The organism is Pseudomonas sp. W5-36 (assembly GCF_046540455.1).
Classification (GTDB): Bacteria; Pseudomonadota; Gammaproteobacteria; order Pseudomonadales; family Pseudomonadaceae; genus Aquipseudomonas; species Aquipseudomonas graminis_B.
In genome coordinates, this window is the sequence record NZ_JAXCIQ010000007.1 from 90,651 (window position 1) to 109,551 (window position 18,901).

12 protein-coding genes are annotated in these 18,901 nt (G+C 59.8%); 6 read left to right on the forward strand and 6 right to left on the reverse strand.

Annotated features, from left to right (window positions below; all coding sequences use genetic code 11):
* Positions 1-224 precede the first annotated feature (224 nt).
* The 6 genes from tig to SLW74_RS14490 all read left to right on the forward strand — a co-directional run bounded on the left by tig (position 225) and on the right by SLW74_RS14490 (position 8,787).
* On the forward strand, positions 225-1,535 hold the full coding sequence (gene tig / locus SLW74_RS14465) for a trigger factor (protein ID WP_065986439.1): 1,311 nt from the start codon (positions 225-227) through the stop codon (positions 1,533-1,535).
* Between the two features lie 91 nt (positions 1,536-1,626).
* Entirely contained in the window at positions 1,627-2,268 is a 642-nt protein-coding gene (clpP, locus tag SLW74_RS14470) for an ATP-dependent Clp endopeptidase proteolytic subunit ClpP (protein ID WP_065986441.1), read from the forward strand.
* A gap of 115 nt (positions 2,269-2,383) precedes the next feature.
* Positions 2,384-3,667: an ATP-dependent Clp protease ATP-binding subunit ClpX gene (gene clpX, locus SLW74_RS14475; protein ID WP_037013640.1), complete on the forward strand. Its 1,284-nt coding sequence runs from the start codon at positions 2,384-2,386 to the stop codon at positions 3,665-3,667.
* A 201-nt stretch (positions 3,668-3,868) separates the two neighbouring features.
* Positions 3,869-6,265, forward strand: a complete 2,397-nt coding sequence (gene lon / locus SLW74_RS14480; protein WP_065986444.1) for an endopeptidase La — start codon at positions 3,869-3,871, stop codon at positions 6,263-6,265.
* Positions 6,266-6,400: 135 nt separating this feature from the next.
* A complete protein-coding gene (locus tag SLW74_RS14485) occupies positions 6,401-6,673 on the forward strand; it encodes an HU family DNA-binding protein (protein ID WP_065986445.1) in 273 nt (90 codons plus the stop codon).
* 239 nt (positions 6,674-6,912) lie between these two features.
* Complete coding sequence (locus tag SLW74_RS14490) at positions 6,913-8,787, forward strand: SurA N-terminal domain-containing protein (protein WP_410929293.1); 1,875 nt, start codon at positions 6,913-6,915, stop codon at positions 8,785-8,787.
* Between the two features lie 1,617 nt (positions 8,788-10,404).
* Here SLW74_RS14490 and fabI read toward each other — a convergent pair.
* From fabI to SLW74_RS14520, 6 genes are read right to left on the reverse strand one after another with little or no spacing between them, the layout of a single operon-like run.
* Entirely contained in the window at positions 10,405-11,199 is a 795-nt protein-coding gene (gene fabI / locus SLW74_RS14495) for an enoyl-ACP reductase FabI (protein ID WP_065986448.1), read from the reverse strand.
* Between the two features lie 19 nt (positions 11,200-11,218).
* A complete protein-coding gene (locus SLW74_RS14500; RefSeq protein WP_065986449.1) occupies positions 11,219-12,829 on the reverse strand; it encodes an ABC transporter ATP-binding protein in 1,611 nt (536 codons plus the stop codon).
* A gap of 1 nt (position 12,830) precedes the next feature.
* A complete protein-coding gene (locus tag SLW74_RS14505) occupies positions 12,831-13,850 on the reverse strand; it encodes an ABC transporter permease (protein ID WP_410929294.1) in 1,020 nt (339 codons plus the stop codon).
* Position 13,851: 1 nt separating this feature from the next.
* Positions 13,852-14,925: a microcin C ABC transporter permease YejB gene (locus SLW74_RS14510; protein WP_410929295.1), complete on the reverse strand. Its 1,074-nt coding sequence runs from the start codon at positions 14,923-14,925 to the stop codon at positions 13,852-13,854.
* A 1-nt stretch (position 14,926) separates the two neighbouring features.
* Positions 14,927-16,822, reverse strand: a complete 1,896-nt coding sequence (locus SLW74_RS14515) for an extracellular solute-binding protein (protein ID WP_410929296.1) — start codon at positions 16,820-16,822, stop codon at positions 14,927-14,929.
* Positions 16,819-18,648, reverse strand: coding sequence for an extracellular solute-binding protein (locus tag SLW74_RS14520; protein ID WP_410929297.1), 1,830 nt, complete (start codon positions 18,646-18,648; stop codon positions 16,819-16,821). The genes SLW74_RS14515 and SLW74_RS14520 overlap by 4 nt, the downstream gene beginning before the upstream one ends.
* Positions 18,649-18,901: the final 253 nt, after the last annotated feature.

The window sequence follows — 18,901 nt, forward strand, 5'->3', positions numbered from 1 at the left end:
ATCATGTTTCGGTCGTCCTTTTGCTTCCTTTATATAGGGGCGTATCAGGTGCGTTCCAGACACCTCGCGCGGGCTGAAACATTCGTCTGCGATTCCCGGGCTGCATGCCACTTTATTTACCCTTGTTCAGTAGGGTGACTTCTTGAGTTTGACCCACTAGAATGCTTGCCCTTGATTCTGGGGTCGGAAACGGCCGGCTAACGTCTGTGCAACGAGGAATATCCATGCAAGTTTCTGTTGAAAACACTTCCGCTCTCGAGCGCCGCATGACCATTGGCGTGCCCGCTGAGCGCATCGAGACTGAAGTCAACAAGCGTCTGCAGCAGACCGCACGTAAAGCCAAGATCCCGGGCTTCCGCCCAGGCAAAGTGCCTATGAGCGTGATCCGCCAGCGTTACGAAGACGGTGCTCGTCAAGACGCACTGGGCGACCTGATCCAGGCGACCTTCTACGAAGCCGTCGTCGAGCAAAAGCTGAACCCGGCTGGCGCACCTTCCGTCGAGCCGAAAACCTTCGAAAAGGGCAAGGACCTCGAATACATCGCTACTTTCGAAGTGTTCCCTGAATTCACCGTTGCCGGTTTCGACTCCATTTCCGTCGAGCGTCTGTCGGCTGACGTCGCTGATTCCGATCTGGACAACATGCTGGAAATCCTGCGCAAGCAGAATGTCAGCTTCGAAGTAGCCGACCGCGCTGCGCAAAACGAAGACCAGCTGAACATCGACTTCGTTGGCAAGATCGACGGTGAAGCGTTCGCTGGCGGTTCGGCCACCGGTACTCAGCTGGTGCTGGGTTCGGGTCGCATGATCCCGGGTTTCGAAGACGGTCTGGTTGGCGCTAAAGCCGGCGAAGAGCGCGTTCTGAACCTGACCTTCCCAGAGGATTATCAGAATCTGGAGCTGGCTGGCAAAACCGCCGAGTTCACCGTCACTGTCAACACTGTGTCGGCACCGACCCTGCCTGAGCTGAACGAAACGTTCTTCAAGCAGTTCGGCATCAAGGAAACCAACATCGAAGGCTTCCGCACCGAAGTTCGCAAGAACATGGAGCGCGAGCTGCGTCAGGCCATCAAGTCCAAGGTCAAGAATCAGGTAATGGACGGTCTGCTGGCCGCCAACCCGATCGAAGTGCCTAAAGCGCTGCTGGAAAACGAAGTGAACCGCCTGCGCGTCCAGGCTGTTCAGCAGTTCGGCGGCAACATCAAGCCTGACCAACTGCCGGCAGAGCTGTTCGAAGAGCAGGCCAAGCGCCGCGTTGAACTGGGTCTGATCGTGGCTGAAGTCGTCAAGCAGTTCGACCTCAAGCCTGACGACACCCGCGTTCGCGAGCTGATTCAGGAAATGGCTTCCGCTTACCAGGAGCCAGAGCAGGTTGTGGCCTGGTACTACAAGAACGAACAGCAAATGAACGAAGTTCGTTCGGTTGTGCTGGAAGAACAAGTTGTGGATACTGTTTTGCAGAAAGCGAGCGTGACCGATAAAGCGGTCTCGTACGAAGAGGCAGTCAAGCCGGTTGAAGCTCCACAAGCCGACTGATTTCCTTCTCTCGTTCGAAAACACCATAAGCCAGCCTTCGCGCTGGCTTATGCGTATTCAAGACATGACTATTTGGGAGTGAATGCGAGACATGTCCCGCAATTCTTATATTCAGCAGAACTCTGACATCCAGGCCGCTGGCGGCCTGGTCCCGATGGTTATCGAGCAGTCCGCCCGTGGCGAGCGCGCCTATGACATCTACTCCCGCCTGCTCAAGGAACGCGTCATCTTCCTGGTCGGTCCGGTTGAAGACTACATGGCCAACCTCATCTCGGCGCAGCTGCTGTTCCTTGAAGCGGAAAACCCGGACAAGGACATCCATCTTTACATCAACTCCCCAGGCGGTTCGGTGACTGCGGGCATGGCGATCTACGACACCATGCAGTTCATCAAGCCTGACGTTTCCACGACCGTCATGGGCCAGGCCTGCAGCATGGGCGCTTTCCTGTTGGCCGGTGGCGCCAAGGGCAAGCGTTTCGCACTGCCGAACTCCCGGGTCATGATTCACCAGCCGTTGGGCGGTTTTCAGGGCCAGGCGTCGGACATCGACATCCACGCACGGGAAATCCTGTTCATCCGTCAACGTCTGAACGAACTGCTGGCGCACCACACCGGCCAGTCGCTCGAAACGATCGAACGCGACACCAACCGCGACAATTTCATGAGCGCAGAACGCGCTGCCGAATACGGTCTGGTGGACTCGGTCATCGATCGGCGTCAAATGACCAAATGACTGCGTGAAGGGCAATGATCCCGGGCGGTCAGTACTTCCGTGCCGCCTGCGGACTTGAAAAATCGAGCAATTGCCTTCATCTTGTGTTGCAAGCCTACCGGATTGGATCGATCGAATGACTGACACCCGCAACGGCGAGGACAACGGCAAACTGCTTTATTGCTCCTTCTGCGGCAAAAGCCAGCATGAAGTGCGCAAGTTGATTGCCGGCCCCTCGGTATTTGTTTGTGACGAGTGCGTCGACCTGTGCAACGACATCATCCGCGAGGAGGTGCAGGAAGCACAGGCCGAAAGCAGCGCGCATAAATTGCCATCGCCTAAAGAAATCAGCGGCATCCTTGACCAGTACGTCATTGGTCAGGAGCGTGCCAAAAAGGTTCTCGCAGTAGCGGTGTACAACCACTACAAGCGACTGAACCAGCGCGACAAGAAAAACGACGACGTTGAATTGGGCAAGAGCAACATCCTGCTGATCGGCCCGACGGGCTCCGGCAAGACCCTGCTGGCGGAAACGCTGGCTCGTTTGCTCAACGTTCCTTTCACCATCGCCGACGCCACCACCCTGACCGAAGCTGGTTATGTGGGTGAGGACGTCGAGAACATCATTCAGAAGCTGTTGCAGAAGTGCGATTACGATGTCGAGAAGGCCCAGATGGGTATCGTCTACATCGACGAGATCGACAAGATTTCGCGCAAGTCCGACAACCCTTCCATCACCCGTGATGTGTCGGGCGAGGGCGTGCAGCAGGCCTTGCTGAAGCTGATTGAAGGCACCGTGGCTTCCGTTCCGCCTCAAGGTGGTCGCAAGCACCCACAGCAGGAGTTCCTGCAGGTGGACACGCGCAATATCCTCTTCATCTGCGGCGGTGCGTTCTCTGGCCTGGAAAAAGTCATCCAGAATCGCTCCACCAAAGGCGGCATCGGCTTCAACGCCGAAGTGCGCAGCAAGGAAGAGGGCAAGAAGGTCGGCGAATCCCTGCGTGAAGTCGAGCCTGACGATCTGGTCAAGTTCGGTCTGATCCCGGAGTTCGTGGGTCGTCTGCCTGTACTGGCGACGCTGGACGAACTGGACGAAGCTGCGCTGATGCAGATTCTGACCGAACCGAAGAACGCGCTGACCAAGCAATACGGCAAATTGTTCGAAATGGAAGGCGTGGACCTCGAGTTCCGCCCGGATGCGTTGAAATCGGTTGCCCGTCGTGCGCTTGAGCGCAAGACCGGTGCTCGCGGTCTGCGCTCCATCCTCGAGGGCGTTCTGCTCGACACCATGTACGAGATCCCGTCGCAATCCGACGTGAGCAAGGTGGTGATCGATGAGAGCGTGATCGAGGGCACCTCCAAGCCGCTGTTGATTTATGAAAACAGCGAGCCACCTGCCAAGGCGGCACCGGACGCGTAGCCTGCTGGCAACGCACCGGGCGACTGGAAACGAAAAGGGCCCTCGGGCCCTTTTCGCGTTTCCCTCAAGTCCGGCCCGCGTTTCAGGGTCCTTTCGCTTTAACTCAAAGCGGCGCTTGTTTTTTTAAGGTTCAACCCCCATCTTGATTTTCAGCTTATTTATATCTGTCCATGGCCTGAAGGCCGCCGTAGAGGCGAAATCATGAAGACGACCATTGAACTGCCTCTCTTGCCACTGCGCGATGTTGTGGTTTACCCGCATATGGTTATCCCGCTGTTCGTGGGGCGCGAGAAGTCGATCGAGGCCCTTGAAGCGGCCATGACCGGCGACAAGCAAATCCTGCTGCTGGCGCAACGGAACCCGGCCGACGACGATCCCGGTGAAGACGCGCTGTACAACGTTGGCACCGTCGCCACCGTGCTGCAGCTGCTGAAGCTGCCGGATGGCACTGTGAAGGTTTTGGTTGAAGGCGAGCAGCGTGGCTCGGTCGAGCGCTTCATCGAGGTCGACGGCCATTGCCGCGCCGAAGTCGCGCTGATCGATGAAGTGGACGCGCCGGATCGTGAATCCGAGGTCTTCGTCCGCAGCCTGCTGGCTCAGTTCGAACAGTACGTCCAACTGGGCAAAAAAGTCCCGGCGGAAGTGCTTTCCTCCCTCAACAGCATCGATGAGCCGGGTCGTCTGGTCGACACCATGGCTGCCCACATGGCGCTGAAGATCGAACAGAAGCAGGAAATTCTCGAGATCATTGACCTGTCGGCCCGTGTCGAACACGTGCTGGCGTTGCTGGATGCCGAAATTGACTTGCTGCAGGTCGAGAAGCGCATCCGCGGTCGCGTGAAAAAACAGATGGAGCGCAGTCAGCGCGAGTACTACCTGAATGAGCAGATGAAGGCCATTCAGAAGGAGCTCGGCGACAGCGAAGAGGGCCACAACGAAATCGAAGAGCTGAAAAAGCGCATCGATGCCGCCGGTCTGCCCAAAGACGCGATGACCAAAGCGACCGCCGAGCTCAACAAGCTCAAGCAGATGTCGCCGATGTCCGCCGAGGCCACTGTCGTTCGTTCCTACATCGACTGGCTCGTCCAGGTGCCGTGGAAGGCTCAGAGCAAGGTCCGTCTGGACCTCGCCCGCGCCGAGGACATTCTCGACGCCGACCACTACGGCCTGGACGAAGTCAAAGAGCGCATCCTCGAATACCTCGCCGTGCAAAAGCGCGTGAAGAAGATTCGCGGTCCGGTGTTGTGCCTGGTCGGGCCTCCTGGCGTGGGTAAAACCTCGCTAGCCGAGTCGATCGCCCACGCCACCAACCGCAAGTTCGTCCGTATGGCGCTGGGCGGCGTGCGCGATGAAGCTGAAATTCGCGGCCACCGTCGCACCTACATCGGTTCCATGCCTGGTCGTCTGATCCAGAAAATGACCAAGGTTGGTGTGCGCAACCCGCTGTTCCTGCTCGATGAAATCGACAAGATGGGCAGTGACATGCGCGGTGACCCGGCGTCGGCATTGCTGGAAGTGCTCGACCCCGAGCAAAACCACAACTTCAACGACCATTACCTGGAAGTCGACTACGACCTGTCCGACGTAATGTTCCTGTGCACCGCCAACTCGATGAACATTCCACCGGCGCTTCTTGACCGTATGGAAGTGATTCGTCTGCCCGGCTACACCGAAGACGAGAAGATCAACATCGCCACCAAGTACCTCTCGCCCAAGCAGATCGCTGCCAACGGCTTGAAGAAAGGCGAGGTCGAGTTCGAAGTCGAGGCGATTCGCGACATCATCCGTTACTACACCCGTGAAGCGGGCGTACGTAGCCTCGAGCGTCAGATCGCCAAGGTGTGCCGTAAAGCGGTCAAGGAACACGCCCACGAGAAGCGTTTCTCCGTGACCGTGACCGCGGACATGCTCGAGAACTTCCTGGGTGTGCGCAAATTCCGTTATGGCCTCGCCGAGCAGCAGGATCAGGTCGGTCAGGTGACCGGCCTGGCGTGGACGCAGGTGGGTGGCGAGCTGCTGACCATCGAAGCGGCGGTCGTTCCGGGCAAGGGTCAACTGATCAAGACCGGTTCGCTGGGCGATGTGATGGTCGAGTCGATCACTGCCGCGCTGACCGTTGTGCGCAGCCGTGCGAAGAGCCTGGGCATCCCTCTGGACTTCCACGAGAAGCGCGACACGCACATCCATATGCCGGAAGGTGCGACGCCAAAAGATGGCCCGAGCGCAGGCGTAGGCATGTGCACGGCGCTGGTGTCCGCCCTGACCGGGATTCCGGTTCGTGCCGACGTGGCCATGACGGGTGAAATCACCCTCCGTGGACAGGTGCTGGCAATCGGCGGTCTCAAGGAGAAATTGCTGGCTGCTCACCGTGGTGGCATCAAGACAGTGATCATCCCCGAGGAGAACGTTCGCGATCTGAAGGAGATCCCTGACAACATCAAGGCCGACCTGCAGATCAAACCGGTTAAATGGATTGACGAGGTCTTGCAAATTGCGCTGCAATACGCGCCAGAGCCCTTGCCGGACGTGGCTCCCGAGATGGTTGCCAAGGATGAAAAGCGCGAGTCTGACGCCAAGGAGAGGATCAGCACGCATTAGTCTGGGAGGCCTTCCTTGACAGGTTTTTGGAGCCCTTGCTATAAAGCGGCTCTTCAAGCCTGTTCAGGCCGCTCAGTGTTCGTTTGGTTACACCAAAAAAACTTAGAAATACTCAAATACATAAGGGGACTTAGAGTGAACAAGTCGGAACTGATTGATGCCATCGCCGCATCCGCTGACATCCCGAAAGCTGCTGCCGGCCGTGCGCTGGACGCTGTAATCGAATCCGTCACTGGCGCTCTCAAGGGTGGCGACTCTGTTGTACTGGTAGGCTTCGGCACGTTCTCTGTCACTGATCGTCCTGCCCGTACCGGCCGTAACCCTCAGACCGGTAAAACCCTGGAAATTCCAGCGGCCAAGAAACCAGGTTTCAAAGCCGGTAAAGCTCTGAAAGAAGCCGTCAACTAAGTTTCTTTCTACTTTGCCCGCCCAGGACAGCGTTATCTCTGTTCAGGGCGTGAAGCGGCAAGTGCGGTTGGTCAAGCGCTGGACTGTCACTCGGGGAACGCACATCGAACCCCGTCCGCTTTGCAAGTTACGAGAAGGCGCATCCTCCGATGCGCCTTTCTTCTATCCGGATTCAACCCACGCTCCGCGTTACCGTGTGCAGCAGCCTGGTGAGTCGAGTACAACCCTCTGGGGGATACATGCTGCAGAATATCAGGGACAATTCACAGGGCTGGATTGCCAAAACCATCATCGGGGTCATCATCGCTCTGATGGCCCTGACCGGGTTCGATGCCATCTTCCGCGCAACCAGCCACTCGCAGGATGCTGCGAAGGTGAATGGCGAAGAAATCACCCAGGCTGAACTGGGTCAAGCGGTTGAAATGCAACGCCGTCAGCTGATGCAACAGCTGGGCAAGGATTTCGATCCTGCGATGCTCAACGAAAAGATGTTGCGTGACTCGGCCCTCAAGGGCTTGATCGACCGCAAGCTGCTGTTGCAGGGCGCCGCCGATTCCAAGTTCGGTTTCTCCGAAGCTGCGCTGGACCAGCAGATGCTGCTGACCCCTGAATTTCAGGTCGACGGTAAATTCAGTGCTGATCGCTTCGATCAGGTCATTCGCCAGCTCGGCTATTCCCGTCTGCAGTTCCGCCAGATCCTGGGCCAGGAAATGCTGATCGGCCAGATTCGTGCCGGTATCGGCGGCAGTGCATTCGTCACTGACGCCCAAGTCGACGCATTCGCCCGTTTGGAAAAACAGACCCGGGATTTCGCGACGCTGACCCTGCCGGCCGATCCGTCGAGCGTGAAAGTCACCGACGACGAGATCAAGGCGCACTACGATCAGCACGCCAAAGAGTTTCTGAGTCCTGAGCAAGTGGTCCTCGACTACATCGAACTGAAGAAGTCCTCCTTCTTCGACAAAGTGTCGGTGAAGGACGAAGACCTGCAGGCGGCGTATCAGAAAGAGATCGCCAACTTGGCCGAGCAGCGCCGTGCGGCCCACATCCTGATCGAAGTCAACGACAAGACCACAGACGCTCAGGCGAAAGCCAAGATTGAGGAAATCCAGCAGCGTGTGGCCAAGGGCGAAGATTTCGCTGCGCTGGCCAAGGAGTTCTCCCAGGATCCGGGCTCGTCGACCAAGGGCGGTGACTTGGGCTACGCCGGCAAGGGGGTCTATGACCCGGCCTTCGAAGACGCGCTGTACGCGCTGAACAAGGATCAGGTGTCCGCACCTGTTCGCAGTCAGTTCGGCTGGCACTTGATCAAGCTGCTGGGCGTTGAAGCACCGTCGGTGCCGACGTTCGCCAGCCTGAAAGACAAGCTGACCCACGACCTGAAGTCTCAGCAGGTCGAGCAGAAGTTCGTCGATGCGAGCAAGAAACTGGAAGACGCGGCGTTCGAGGCGTCGGATCTGTCGCAGCCTGCTCAGGATCTGGGACTGAAAGTGCAGACCACTGCGCCGTTCGGTCGCGAGGGTGGCGAAGGCGTTGCAGCCAACCGTGCGGTGATTCAGGCGGCTTTCAGCCCGGAAGTGATGGAAGAGGGTTCTAACAGTTCCGCGCTGGAGCTGGATCCCGAGACCGTGGTGGTGGTGCATGTCAAAGAGCACCGTCAGCCTGAGCAGTTGCCGTTGGAAGCGGTATCGGCGCCGATTCGTGCGCAACTGGCGAAGGAACATGCCAGCGATGCGGTGAAGACCAAGGGCGAGGCGCTGCTCGGAGGCCTGCGTGACGGTAAAGTGCCGTATGCGGCGACCAAGCAGGAAGGTCAGAGCTGGAAGGTCGTGGAAGCGGCCTCACGCAGCCAGGAGGGTGTCGATCCTCAGGTGCTGCAGGCTGTATTCCGTATGCCGAAGCCGGAAGGCAAGGACAAGCCGGTTTATGGCAGCCTGACGGCGGCGGATGGCAGCTTTGTGATTGTGCGTCTGAATGGCGTGAATCAGGCGGCGCCGGCGTCGGATGAGGAGAAGAGCCAGTACCGTCGTTTCCTGTCGTCCCGTGAGGGTCAGCAGGATTTCGCGGCCTACCGTAAGCAGTTGGAAGCAGCGGCGAAGATCGAGAAGTATTGATCGACGCAGGAAGCTGTTAACAGAAAGCCCCGACTCGCGAGAGTCGGGGCTTTTTTGTGTCTTGTGAAAGGGTGTGAAAGGGGACTTGTGAAAGGGGACTGATTTATTTACAACGCTTCACCGTAAATTAATCTGTCCCCGGGTTTGCGGCGCGGCTGACTGTACCAAGATCAAGAGCGTCTGCCTCACGGCAGACATTTCGCCTTCGGCGAGTTACTTGGAAAAGCACCCCAAGTAACCAAGGGTGCCTGCTCCTGGTTAGGCCCTTCCTTCGTCAGGGTTCCTTCACTCCGGTCTCGCTCCGTGGGCCCGCGCCGAACGGACATCCATGTCCTGACGGCGCTCTCGCCGCATCCATGCGGCTCGGCCCACTCCGCGAGACCTGCGTTCAGCCTGCACCCAAGTCGCGTTCTGCGGTGTCTGAGCTTTGTGTGTATGAAGATCAAAAGCAGAGCTAAAGCAGATCAACAGCTTCCGGGCTAAAGCCGGTCCTACAGTCGGCGCCAGTCCCACTGGATGCATGCGATTTCTTGGTAGGACCGGCTTTAGCCGGGAAGCTTTTGCTGTTGATCTTGATCTTATACGCGGTAGCCCGGACACCCCGGAACCCGACGAAGTCGGGCCAAACCGGGAGCAGGCACTTTTTGTGAAAGGGTGTGAAAGGGGACTGATTTATTTACAACGTGTGAAAGGGGACTGATTTATTTACAACGCTTCACCGTAAATTAATCTGTCCCCGGGTCTGCGGCGCGGCTGACTGTACCAAGATCAAGAGCGTCTGCCTCACGGCAGACATTTCGCCTTCGGCGAGTTACTTGGAAAAGCACCCCAAGTAACCAAGGGTGCCTGCTCCTGGTTAGGCCCTTCCTTCGTCAGGGTTCCTTCACTCCGGTCTCGCTCCGTGGGCCCGCCGCCATCCGCCATCCATGGCGGGGGGGCGGCTCTCGCCGCATCCATGCGGCTCGGCCCACTGCGCGAAACCTGCGTTCAGCCTGCACCCAAGTCGCGTTCTGCGGTGTCTGAGCTTTCTGTGTTCAAAGATCAAAAGCAGGTCAACAGCTTCCCGGCTGAAGCCGGTCCTACTGTGGGTCCGCGGTGCTTTAAGTGGGACCGGCTTTAGCCGGGAAGCTGTTGCTGTTGATCTAGATCTTGATCTTCAAGCACATAACGCCCAGACGACACCTATCGCGACTTGGGTGCAGGCCGAACGCAGACGACGCGCAGTGGGCCGAGCGGCATGGATGCCGCGAGAGCGCCGCTAGGACATGGATGTCCGTTCGGCGCGGGCCCACGGAGCGGCGTCGGAGTGAGGGAATTCCGACGTAGGAGGAACCTAGCCAGGAGCAAGCACCCTTGGTTACTTGGGGTGCTTTTCCAAGTAACTCGCCGAAGGCGAAACAGTTCTGCCTCTGGCAGAACCCTGTCAGCGCCACCCGCGGCCTGGAATTATCACGCTACTCCAGGGCCGATCTCACCAAAGAAACCCAAGGCGAAAAAAAAGGGCAGATCATCCAGCCACAGGGCCGTCTGATCCACCGCTTTCGCCAGCTAGCCGGCGCTTACAGGTCGTGCGCCAGGCTTCAGAGCGTCATCACTCTGAAAAGGGGCAAGCAACCCTCAACCTTCCAGATCACCCATCGCCGTGGTATTGAAACCACCGTCGACGTACATGATCTCGCCACTGACACCGGACGCCAGGTCAGAGCACAAGAAAGCACCAGCGTTACCCACTTCTTCAATGGTCACGTTGCGACGCAATGGAGTCTGCGCCTCGTTGGCCGCCAGCATCTTGCGGAAGTTGGAGATACCCGAAGCGGCGAGGGTACGGATCGGGCCAGCCGATACCGCGTTGACACGGGTACCGTCCGGGCCGAGGCTGCGGGCCAGGTAACGGACGCCGGCTTCAAGGCTGGCCTTGGCCATGCCCATCACGTTGTAGTTCGGCATGGTGCGCTCGGCACCCAGGTACGACAGGGTCAGCAGGCTGCCGTTGCGGCCCTTCATCAGGTCGCGGCCGGCTTTGGCCAGGGCCACGAAGCTGTAGGCGCTGATGTCGTGAGCGATACGGAAACCTTCACGTGTGGTGGCTTGGGTGAAATCACCGTCCAGCTGGTCGCCCGGCGCGAAGCCAACGGAGTGCACGATGCAGTCCAGGCCGTCCCACTTTTTGCTCAGTTCTTCGAAGACCTTGGCGATTTCTTCATCGCTGGCGACGTCGCAAGGGAAGCACAGGTCGGCGTTCGAACCCCAACCCTCGGCGAATTCCTCGACGCGCTTCTTGAGTTTTTCGTTCTGATAGGTGAAAGCAAGCTCAGCGCCTTCACGGTGCATGGCGGCAGCGATACCGGATGCGATGGACAATTTGCTGGCGACACCGACGATCAGGACGCGCTTACCGGCGAGAAAACCCATTGTTTTGTTCCTCTTCAGGTTAATCGACAGCTGCCGGCGCCAAGAAGGCGGCCTCCAGCAGCTGCTGTGTATAAGGATGTTGCGGTGCGGCGAAGATGTCTTCTGCCACACCCTGTTCGACCACTTGGCCTTGCTTGACCACCATCAGTTGGTGGCTTAACGCCTTGACCACCGCCAAGTCATGGCTGATGAACAAATACGTCAGGTTGTACTTGGTTTGCAGGGAGCGTAACAGCTCCACCACTTGACGCTGAACGGTGCGGTCGAGGGCCGATGTCGGCTCGTCCAGCAAAATCAGCGCCGGTTTTAACACTAATGCCCGGGCAATGGCGATCCTTTGCCGCTGTCCCCCTGAAAACTCGTGGGGGTAGCGGTGCCGGGTGGCCGGATCCAGGCCCACTTCCTTGAGCGCTTCAACCACGGCGGCTTCCTGTTCCACCGGGGTTCCCATCTTATGAATCCGCAGGCCTTCGCCGACGATATCGCACACCGACATGCGCGGGCTGAGGCTGCCGAACGGGTCCTGAAACACCACCTGCATCTGCCGCCGCAGCGGTCTGACCTGATGCTGATTCATCCCGCTAAGCGATTGCCCGTGAAAGCGTATCTCGCCTTCGCTGCGAATCAACCGAAGGATCGCCAGGCCCAGCGTCGATTTGCCCGAGCCGCTCTCGCCGACAATCCCCAGCGTCTGGCCCTTGGGCAGACTGAAATGGATGCCGTCGACCGCCTTGACGTGATCCACCGTGCGCTTGAACACGCCTTTCTTGATCGGAAACCAGACCCTCAGGTCTTCAACTTCCAGCATCGGCGCGCCCGGCGGGTTGTTCGCCGGCCCGCCCTTGGGCTCGGCGCTGAGCAGTTCACGGGTGTACGGATGCTGCGGCGCGCGAAACAGCTCTTCGCACGATGCCTGTTCGACGATGCAACCGCGCTGCATGACACATACTCGGTTGGCAATTTGCCTGACGACGTTCAAATCATGGCTGATCAGCAGCAAGGCCATGCCCAGCCGGGCCTGCAATTCCTTGAGCAGCTCGAGGATTTTCAGCTGCACCGTGACGTCCAGCGCGGTGGTCGGCTCATCGGCGATCAGCAGCTCGGGCTCGTTGGCCAGGGCCATGGCAATCATCACCCGCTGACGCTGTCCGCCGGACAGCTCGTGGGGCAGAGCCTTCAAGCGCTTGGCCGGTTCCGGAATGCCCACCAGATCCAGCAGCTCTAGCGTGCGCCGCGTCGCGGCCTTGCCGGTCAGGCCCTTGTGCAGGCCGAGCACTTCGTTGATCTGCTTTTCGATGGACTGCAGCGGGTTCAGCGACGTCATCGGCTCCTGGAAGATCATCGCGATGCGGTTGCCGCGAATACCGCGCAGGCGCTTCTCACTGACTGTCAGCAGGTCATCACCGGCGTAGCGAATCGTCCCGGTCGGATGACGCGCGAGCGGGTAGGGCAGCAGCCGCAGGATCGAGTGTGCGGTGACTGACTTGCCCGATCCGCTTTCTCCGACCAGCGCCAGGGTTTCGCCCTTGCGGATGTCGAAGCTGATGCCCTCGACCACCCGCTGGACGTTGGTGCCGTTCACGAATTCGACGGAGAGGTCGCGGATTTCGACCAGATTGTCCTGATTCATCTCATTTCCTCGGGTCGAATGCGTCGCGGGCGGATTCGCCGATGAACACCAGCAGGCTCAACATGATCGCCAGCACGGCGAAGGCACTGATGCCCAGCCACGGCGCCTGCAGGTTGGATTTACCTTGCGCCACCAGTTCGCCCAAGGAAGGCGAGCCAGCCGGCAGGCCGAAGCCGAGGAAATCCAGCGCGGTCAGCGTGCCGATCGCGCCGGTGAGGATGAACGGCATGAAGGTCATGGTTGAGACCATCGCGTTGGGCAGGATGTGGCGGAACATGATCGCGCCGTTTTCCATGCCCAGCGCCCGGGCGGCGCGCACGTATTCCAGGTTGCGGCCACGCAGGAACTCGGCGCGCACCACGTCCACCAGGCTCATCCACGAGAACAGCAGCATGATGCCCAGCAGCCACCAGAAGTTGGGCTGCACGAAGCTGGCGAGGATGATCAACAGGTACAGCACCGGCAGCCCGGACCAGATTTCCAGAAAGCGCTGGCCGATCAGATCGACCCAGCCGCCGTAGAAACCCTGCAGCGCCCCGGCGATCACGCCGATGATGGAGCTCAGGATCGTCAGCGTCAGGGCGAACAGCACCGACACGCGGAAGCCATAGATCACCCGCGCCAATACGTCGCGGCCCTGATCGTCGGTGCCCAGCAGGTTGTCCCGCGAGGGCGGGGCAGGGGCCGGGACTTTCAGGTCGTAGTTGATGCTCTGGTAGCTGAACGGGATCGGCGCCCACAGCGTCCAGCCGTCTTTGGCCGTCAGCAGCTCTTTGATGTACGGGCTCTTGTAGTTGGCTTCCAGCGGGAATTCACCGCCGAAGGTGGTTTCCGGGTAGCGCTTGAACACCGGGAAGTACCACTCGCCGTCGTAGCGCACCGCCAGGGGTTTGTCGTTGGCGATGAGCTCGGCGCCGAGGCTGGCGCCGAACAGGATCAGAAACAGCCACAACGACCACCAGCCACGCTTGTTGGCCTTGAAGCGTTCGAAACGGCGTCGATTGAGGGGGGACAACGTCATATCAATGATCCCTGCGGTCGAAGTCGATGCGTGGGTCGACCAGCGTGTAGGTCAGGTCGCCAATCAGTTTCACCACCAGCCCCAGCAGGGTGAAGATGAACAGCGTGCCGAACACCACCGGGTAATCACGGTTGATCGCGGCTTCGAAGCTCATTAGGCCAAGGCCGTCGAGGGAGAAGATCACTTCCACCAGCAGGGAGCCGGTGAAGAAGATGCCAATGAACGCCGACGGGAAACCGGCGATCACCAGCAGCATGGCGTTGCGGAACACGTGGCCGTAGAGCACCCGGCGCTGGGTCAGGCCCTTGGCCTTGGCCGTGATCACGTACTGCTTGCCAATCTCGTCGAGAAAGCTGTTTTTCGTCAGCAGGGTCATGGTGGCGAAGTTGCCGATGACCAGCGCGGTGATCGGCAGCACCAGGTGCCAGAAGTAATCGCCCACTTTGCCCAGCCAGCTCATCTCATCGAAGTTGCTCGACGTCAGCCCGCGCAACGGGAACCAGTCGAAGTAACTGCCGCCGGCGAACACCACGATCAGCAGGATGGCAAACAGGAACGCCGGAATGGCGTAGCCGACGATGATCGCCGAGCTGGTCCACACGTCGAAATGGCTGCCATGGCGCGTGGCTTTGGCGATCCCCAGGGGGATCGACACCAGGTACATGATCAGCGTGCTCCACAGCCCGAGGGAGATCGACACCGGCATCTTCTCGACGATCAGGTCGATGACCTTGGCGTCGCGGAAGAAACTGTCGCCGAAATCCAGATGTGCGTAGTTCTTGACCATGATCCACAAGCGTTCCGGCGCCGATTTGTCGAAGCCGTACATGTGCTCGATTTCTTTGATCAGGCTCGGGTCCAGGCCCTGTGCGCCGCGATAGTTCGAGCCGGCCACCGAGACTTCAGCGCCGCCACCGGCGATGCGGCTGGTGGCGCCTTCGAAGCCTTCGAGCTTGGCGATCATCTGCTCCACCGGGCCGCCCGGCGCGGCCTGGATGATGACGAAGTTGATCAGCAGAATGCCGAACAGGGTCGGGATGATCAGCAGCAGACGCCGCAGAATGTAGGCCAGCATGCTATTGCTCCGTGCCTTTGGCTGACTCGGCGTCGGCCGGCATCTGATCTGGCGCGGCCTGCACGGGAATCGCCGGCGTCGCGTCGGGTTTGACCCACCAGGTCACGGTGCCGATGTCGTAGAGCGGGGTTTTGCCCGGGTGGCCCAGGTGATCCCAGTACGCCACGCGCCAGGTCTTGATGTGCCAGTTCGGGATCACGTAGTAGCCCCACAGCAGCGCGCGGTCGAGGGCGCGGGTGTGGTCGATCAGGCTCTGGCGCGAGTCGGCGTTGATCAAGCCGCTCACCAGCGTGTCGATCGCCGGGTCTTTTAGGCCGATCACGTTGTAGCTGCCCGGCTTGTCGGCGGCGGAGGAATCCCAGTATTCGCGCTGCTCGTTACCCGGCGAACTGGATTGCGGGAAACTGCCGACGATCATGTCGTAGTCCCGTGAGCGGCGGCGGGTGATGTACTGGGAGACATCGACCCGGCGGATTTCCAGATCAATGCCGATGTCGGCCAGGTTGCGTTTGTACGGCAGCAGCACGCGCTCGAATTCGGTCTGGGCGAGCAGAAACTCGATGGTGACCGGCTTGCCGTCGGTGTCGACCATCTTGTCGCCGACGATCTTCCAGCCGGCGTCCTTGAGCAGCTGGAACGCCTTGCGCTGTTGCTCGCGGATGATGCCGCTGCCATCGGTGACCGGCAGCTTGAATGCCTCGGTGAACACCGATTCCGGCAGCTTGCCGCGCAGGGGCTCGAGGATCTTCAGCTCGGCAGGCGTCGGCAGGCCTTTGGCGCCCATGTCGGAATTGTCGAAATAGCTTTTGGTGCGGGTGTAGCTGCCGAAGAACAGCTGCTTGTTGGTCCACTCGAAGTCGAGCAACAGGCTGAGGGCCTGACGCACGCGCACGTCCTGGAACATCGGCTTGCGCAGATTGAAGATAAAGCCCTGCATGCCCTGGGGATTGCCGTTGGGGATTTCTTCCTTGATCAGACGGCCCTCTCTGACCGCCGGAACGTCGTAGGCCGTCGCCCAGTTCTTCGCCGCCATCTCCTGCCAGAAGTCGAAAGCACCGGCTTTTAAAGCTTCGAGGGCCACCGTGTTGTCGCGGTAGTAGTCGGTGGACAGCCGATCAAAGTTGTAGAAGCCCTTGTTGATTGGCAGGTCCTTGCCCCAGTAATCCTTGACCCGCTCGTAGCGCACCGAGCGTCCGGCTTTGACTTCGACCACCCTGTACGGCCCGCTGCCCAGCGGGATTTCCAGGTTGCCCTTGCTGAAGTCGCGGGTGGCCCACCAGTGCTTGGGCAGCACTGGCAGCTGGCCGAGGATCAGCGGCAGTTCGCGGTTGTCGTTGTGCTTGAACTTGAACAGCACCGTGGTCGGGTTTTCGGCGACGGCCTGATCAACGTCCGCGTAGTAACTGCGGTACAGCGGCGAGCCGTCCTTGATCAGGGTCTCGAAGCTGAACACCACGTCTTCGGCGCGGACCGGGTGGCCGTCATTGAATTTCGCTTCGGGACGCAGGTAGAAACGCACCCAGCTGTTGTCCGGGGCTTTTTCGATCTTGCCGGCGATCAGGCCATATTCGGTGAAAGGCTCGTCCAGGCCCTGGCGGGCAAGGGTGTCGTAGATCAGGCCGATGTCGTCGGCAGGCACGCCCTTGCTGATGAACGGGTTGAGGCTGTCGAAGCCGCCAAACCCGGCGCTGCGCAGAATCCCGCCTTTGGGCGCGTCCGGGTTCACGTAATCGAAATGCTTGAAGTCCGCGGGGTATTTCGGCGCTTCGTTGTACAGGGTGATGGCGTGTTGCGGAGCCGCCTGGGTTGCACAGGTTACGCCCAGCAGCAGCGGGGCCAGCACGAACGGGCTCAGAAACAGGCCGCCGGCGCGGGTCAGGGAGCGCAGGGCAGTCATTGGGTTTTCTCCGAAGGCTTGAGCCACCACGCACGCAGGCCCAGGGTATAGGGCGGGGTGGTGACCATGGCGAACCGGTTGCGGTACGCCAGACGGTGATTATTGAGGTACCAGTTGGGGATCATGTAGTGCTGCCACAGCAACACGCGATCCAGTGCACGGGTCGCCGCCACCTGATCATCCCGGGTCTTCGCGGCCAACAGCTGGTTGAGCAGGTTGTCGACCACCGGGTTGGCGACGCCGGCGTAGTTTTTGCTGCCTTTGATGGTGGCCTGGCTGGAATGGAAATACTGCCATTGCTCCAGCCCTGGGCTGAGGGTCTGGTTCAGGGTCATCAGAATCATGTCGAAATCGAACTGGTCCAGCCGCTGTTTGTACTGAGCGCGGTCAACGGTGCGCAGGTGCGCGTCGACGCCAATCCGCGTGAGGTCTTCGATGTAGGGCTGCAGGATTCGCTCCAGGTTGGGATTGACCAGAAGTATTTCGAAACGCAACGGCTGCCCGGCGCTGTTGGTCAAACCGCGCTCGGTGAATGTCCAGCCCGCGTCGGCCAGCAGCCCCAGCGCCTTGCGAATGGAATCCCGGGGCACGCCGCCGCCGTCGGTTTTCGACACCGCGAAGGGCTGGGTGAACAGCCTGGCCGGCAGCTGCTCGCGGTAGGGCGCGAGCATGAGGAACTCACGACCGGCGGGCAGTCCGCTGGAAGTGAATTCGCTGTTGGGGTAGTAGCTGGTCGAGCGCATATAGGCGTCGTTGAACAGCGTGCGGTTGGTCCACTCGAAGTTGAACATCAGCCCCAGGGCTTCGCGCACACGGATGTCGGCGAACGCGCCGCGACGGGTGTTCATGAACAGCCCTTGGGTCTGCGTGGGGATCTGGTGCGGGATCTGCGCCTTGATCACCTTGCCCTCGGTCACCGCCGGGAAGTCATAACCGGTGAGCCAGTTCTTCGCCTGATGCTCGATGTAGATGTCGAACTCGCCCGCCTTGAACGCTTCGAACGCTACGTCGGCGTCGCGGTAGAACTCCACTTCGACGCGGTTGAAGTTGTACTTGCCGCGGTTGACCGGCAGGTCCTTGCCCCAATAGTCCTTCACCCGCTCGAACACCAGGCTGCGCCCCGGCCGCACCTGGGTGATGCGATAGGGGCCGCTGCCCAACGGGGCCTCGAAGGAGGTGGCCTTGAAGTCGCGGTTCTTCCAGTAATGCTGCGGCAGAACCGGCAGTTCGCCGAGGCGCAGAATCAGTAATGGGTTGCCGGAACGCTTGAACACGAAACGAATGCGGTGGCGGTTGAGGATGTCCACGCGCTGCACTTCCTGCAAAGCCGTGCGGTACTGCGGGTGACCGTCCTTCAGTAACGTTCTATAGGAAAACGCCACGTCGTAGGCGGTAATCGGCTTGCCGTCGTGAAAGCGCGCTTCGGGGCGCAGGTTGAACACCACCCAGCTGCGGTCGTCGCTGTACTCGACGGTTTTGGCGATCAGGCCGTAACTGGAGGTGGGTTCATCGCCGGAGGGGTCGTACTGGCCGGTGCCGACCATCAGTGGTTCGTTCAGCTCGCTGACACCGTACTGGCCGAAGTTGGCCGTCGAAATCGGGCTGCTGCCCTTGAAGGTGTACGGGTTGAGGGTGTCGAACGTGCCGTTGGCCATGATTCGCAGGGTGCCAGCTTTCGGCGCCTCAGGATTGACCCAGTCGAAATGCGTGAAGCTGGCAGGGTACTTGAGGACGCCGAATTGTGCGTAACCATGGCTTTCGCTGATGGTCGCGGCGGCTGTCGTGCTCAAGACCAGGCTGAAAGTCAGCAGCAGGTGACGTATCAAGTCGGCGGTCGATCCAGGCAGCGGTCGGTCACAGTAACAGCTTGTATCGGCTGGAAAAAGGGCAGGGCGGAGGTGTCAGGCTGACGCAACATCTGTAGGAGCGTGGCTTGTCCCGCGATCTGCCGGGGACCGGCAGTAAATCCTGAGAGTGCGGTATGCCTGGCAGATCGTGAACAGAGGTTTTACGACGACTTTGTCGCCGATCGCGGGACAAGCCACGCTCCTACAAAGAGCATCGGCGTTGCCTGCGACT

Excerpts from the sequence above, each read along its gene's own strand:
- clpP (WP_065986441.1), top strand. The coding sequence starts at position 1,627 with ATGTCCCGCAATTCTTATATTCAGCAGAACTCTGACATCCAGGCCGCT.
- clpX (WP_037013640.1), top strand. The coding sequence starts at position 2,384 with ATGACTGACACCCGCAACGGCGAGGACAACGGCAAACTGCTTTATTGC.
- fabI (WP_065986448.1), bottom strand. The coding sequence starts at position 11,199 with ATGGGTTTTCTCGCCGGTAAGCGCGTCCTGATCGTCGGTGTCGCCAGC.
- tig (WP_065986439.1), top strand. The coding sequence starts at position 225 with ATGCAAGTTTCTGTTGAAAACACTTCCGCTCTCGAGCGCCGCATGACC.
- SLW74_RS14515 (WP_410929296.1), bottom strand. The coding sequence starts at position 16,822 with ATGACTGCCCTGCGCTCCCTGACCCGCGCCGGCGGCCTGTTTCTGAGC.
- SLW74_RS14490 (WP_410929293.1), top strand. The coding sequence starts at position 6,913 with ATGCTGCAGAATATCAGGGACAATTCACAGGGCTGGATTGCCAAAACC.
- SLW74_RS14510 (WP_410929295.1), bottom strand. The coding sequence starts at position 14,925 with ATGCTGGCCTACATTCTGCGGCGTCTGCTGCTGATCATCCCGACCCTG.
- SLW74_RS14500 (WP_065986449.1), bottom strand. The coding sequence starts at position 12,829 with ATGAATCAGGACAATCTGGTCGAAATCCGCGACCTCTCCGTCGAATTC.
- lon (WP_065986444.1), top strand. The coding sequence starts at position 3,869 with ATGAAGACGACCATTGAACTGCCTCTCTTGCCACTGCGCGATGTTGTG.
- SLW74_RS14505 (WP_410929294.1), bottom strand. The coding sequence starts at position 13,850 with ATGACGTTGTCCCCCCTCAATCGACGCCGTTTCGAACGCTTCAAGGCC.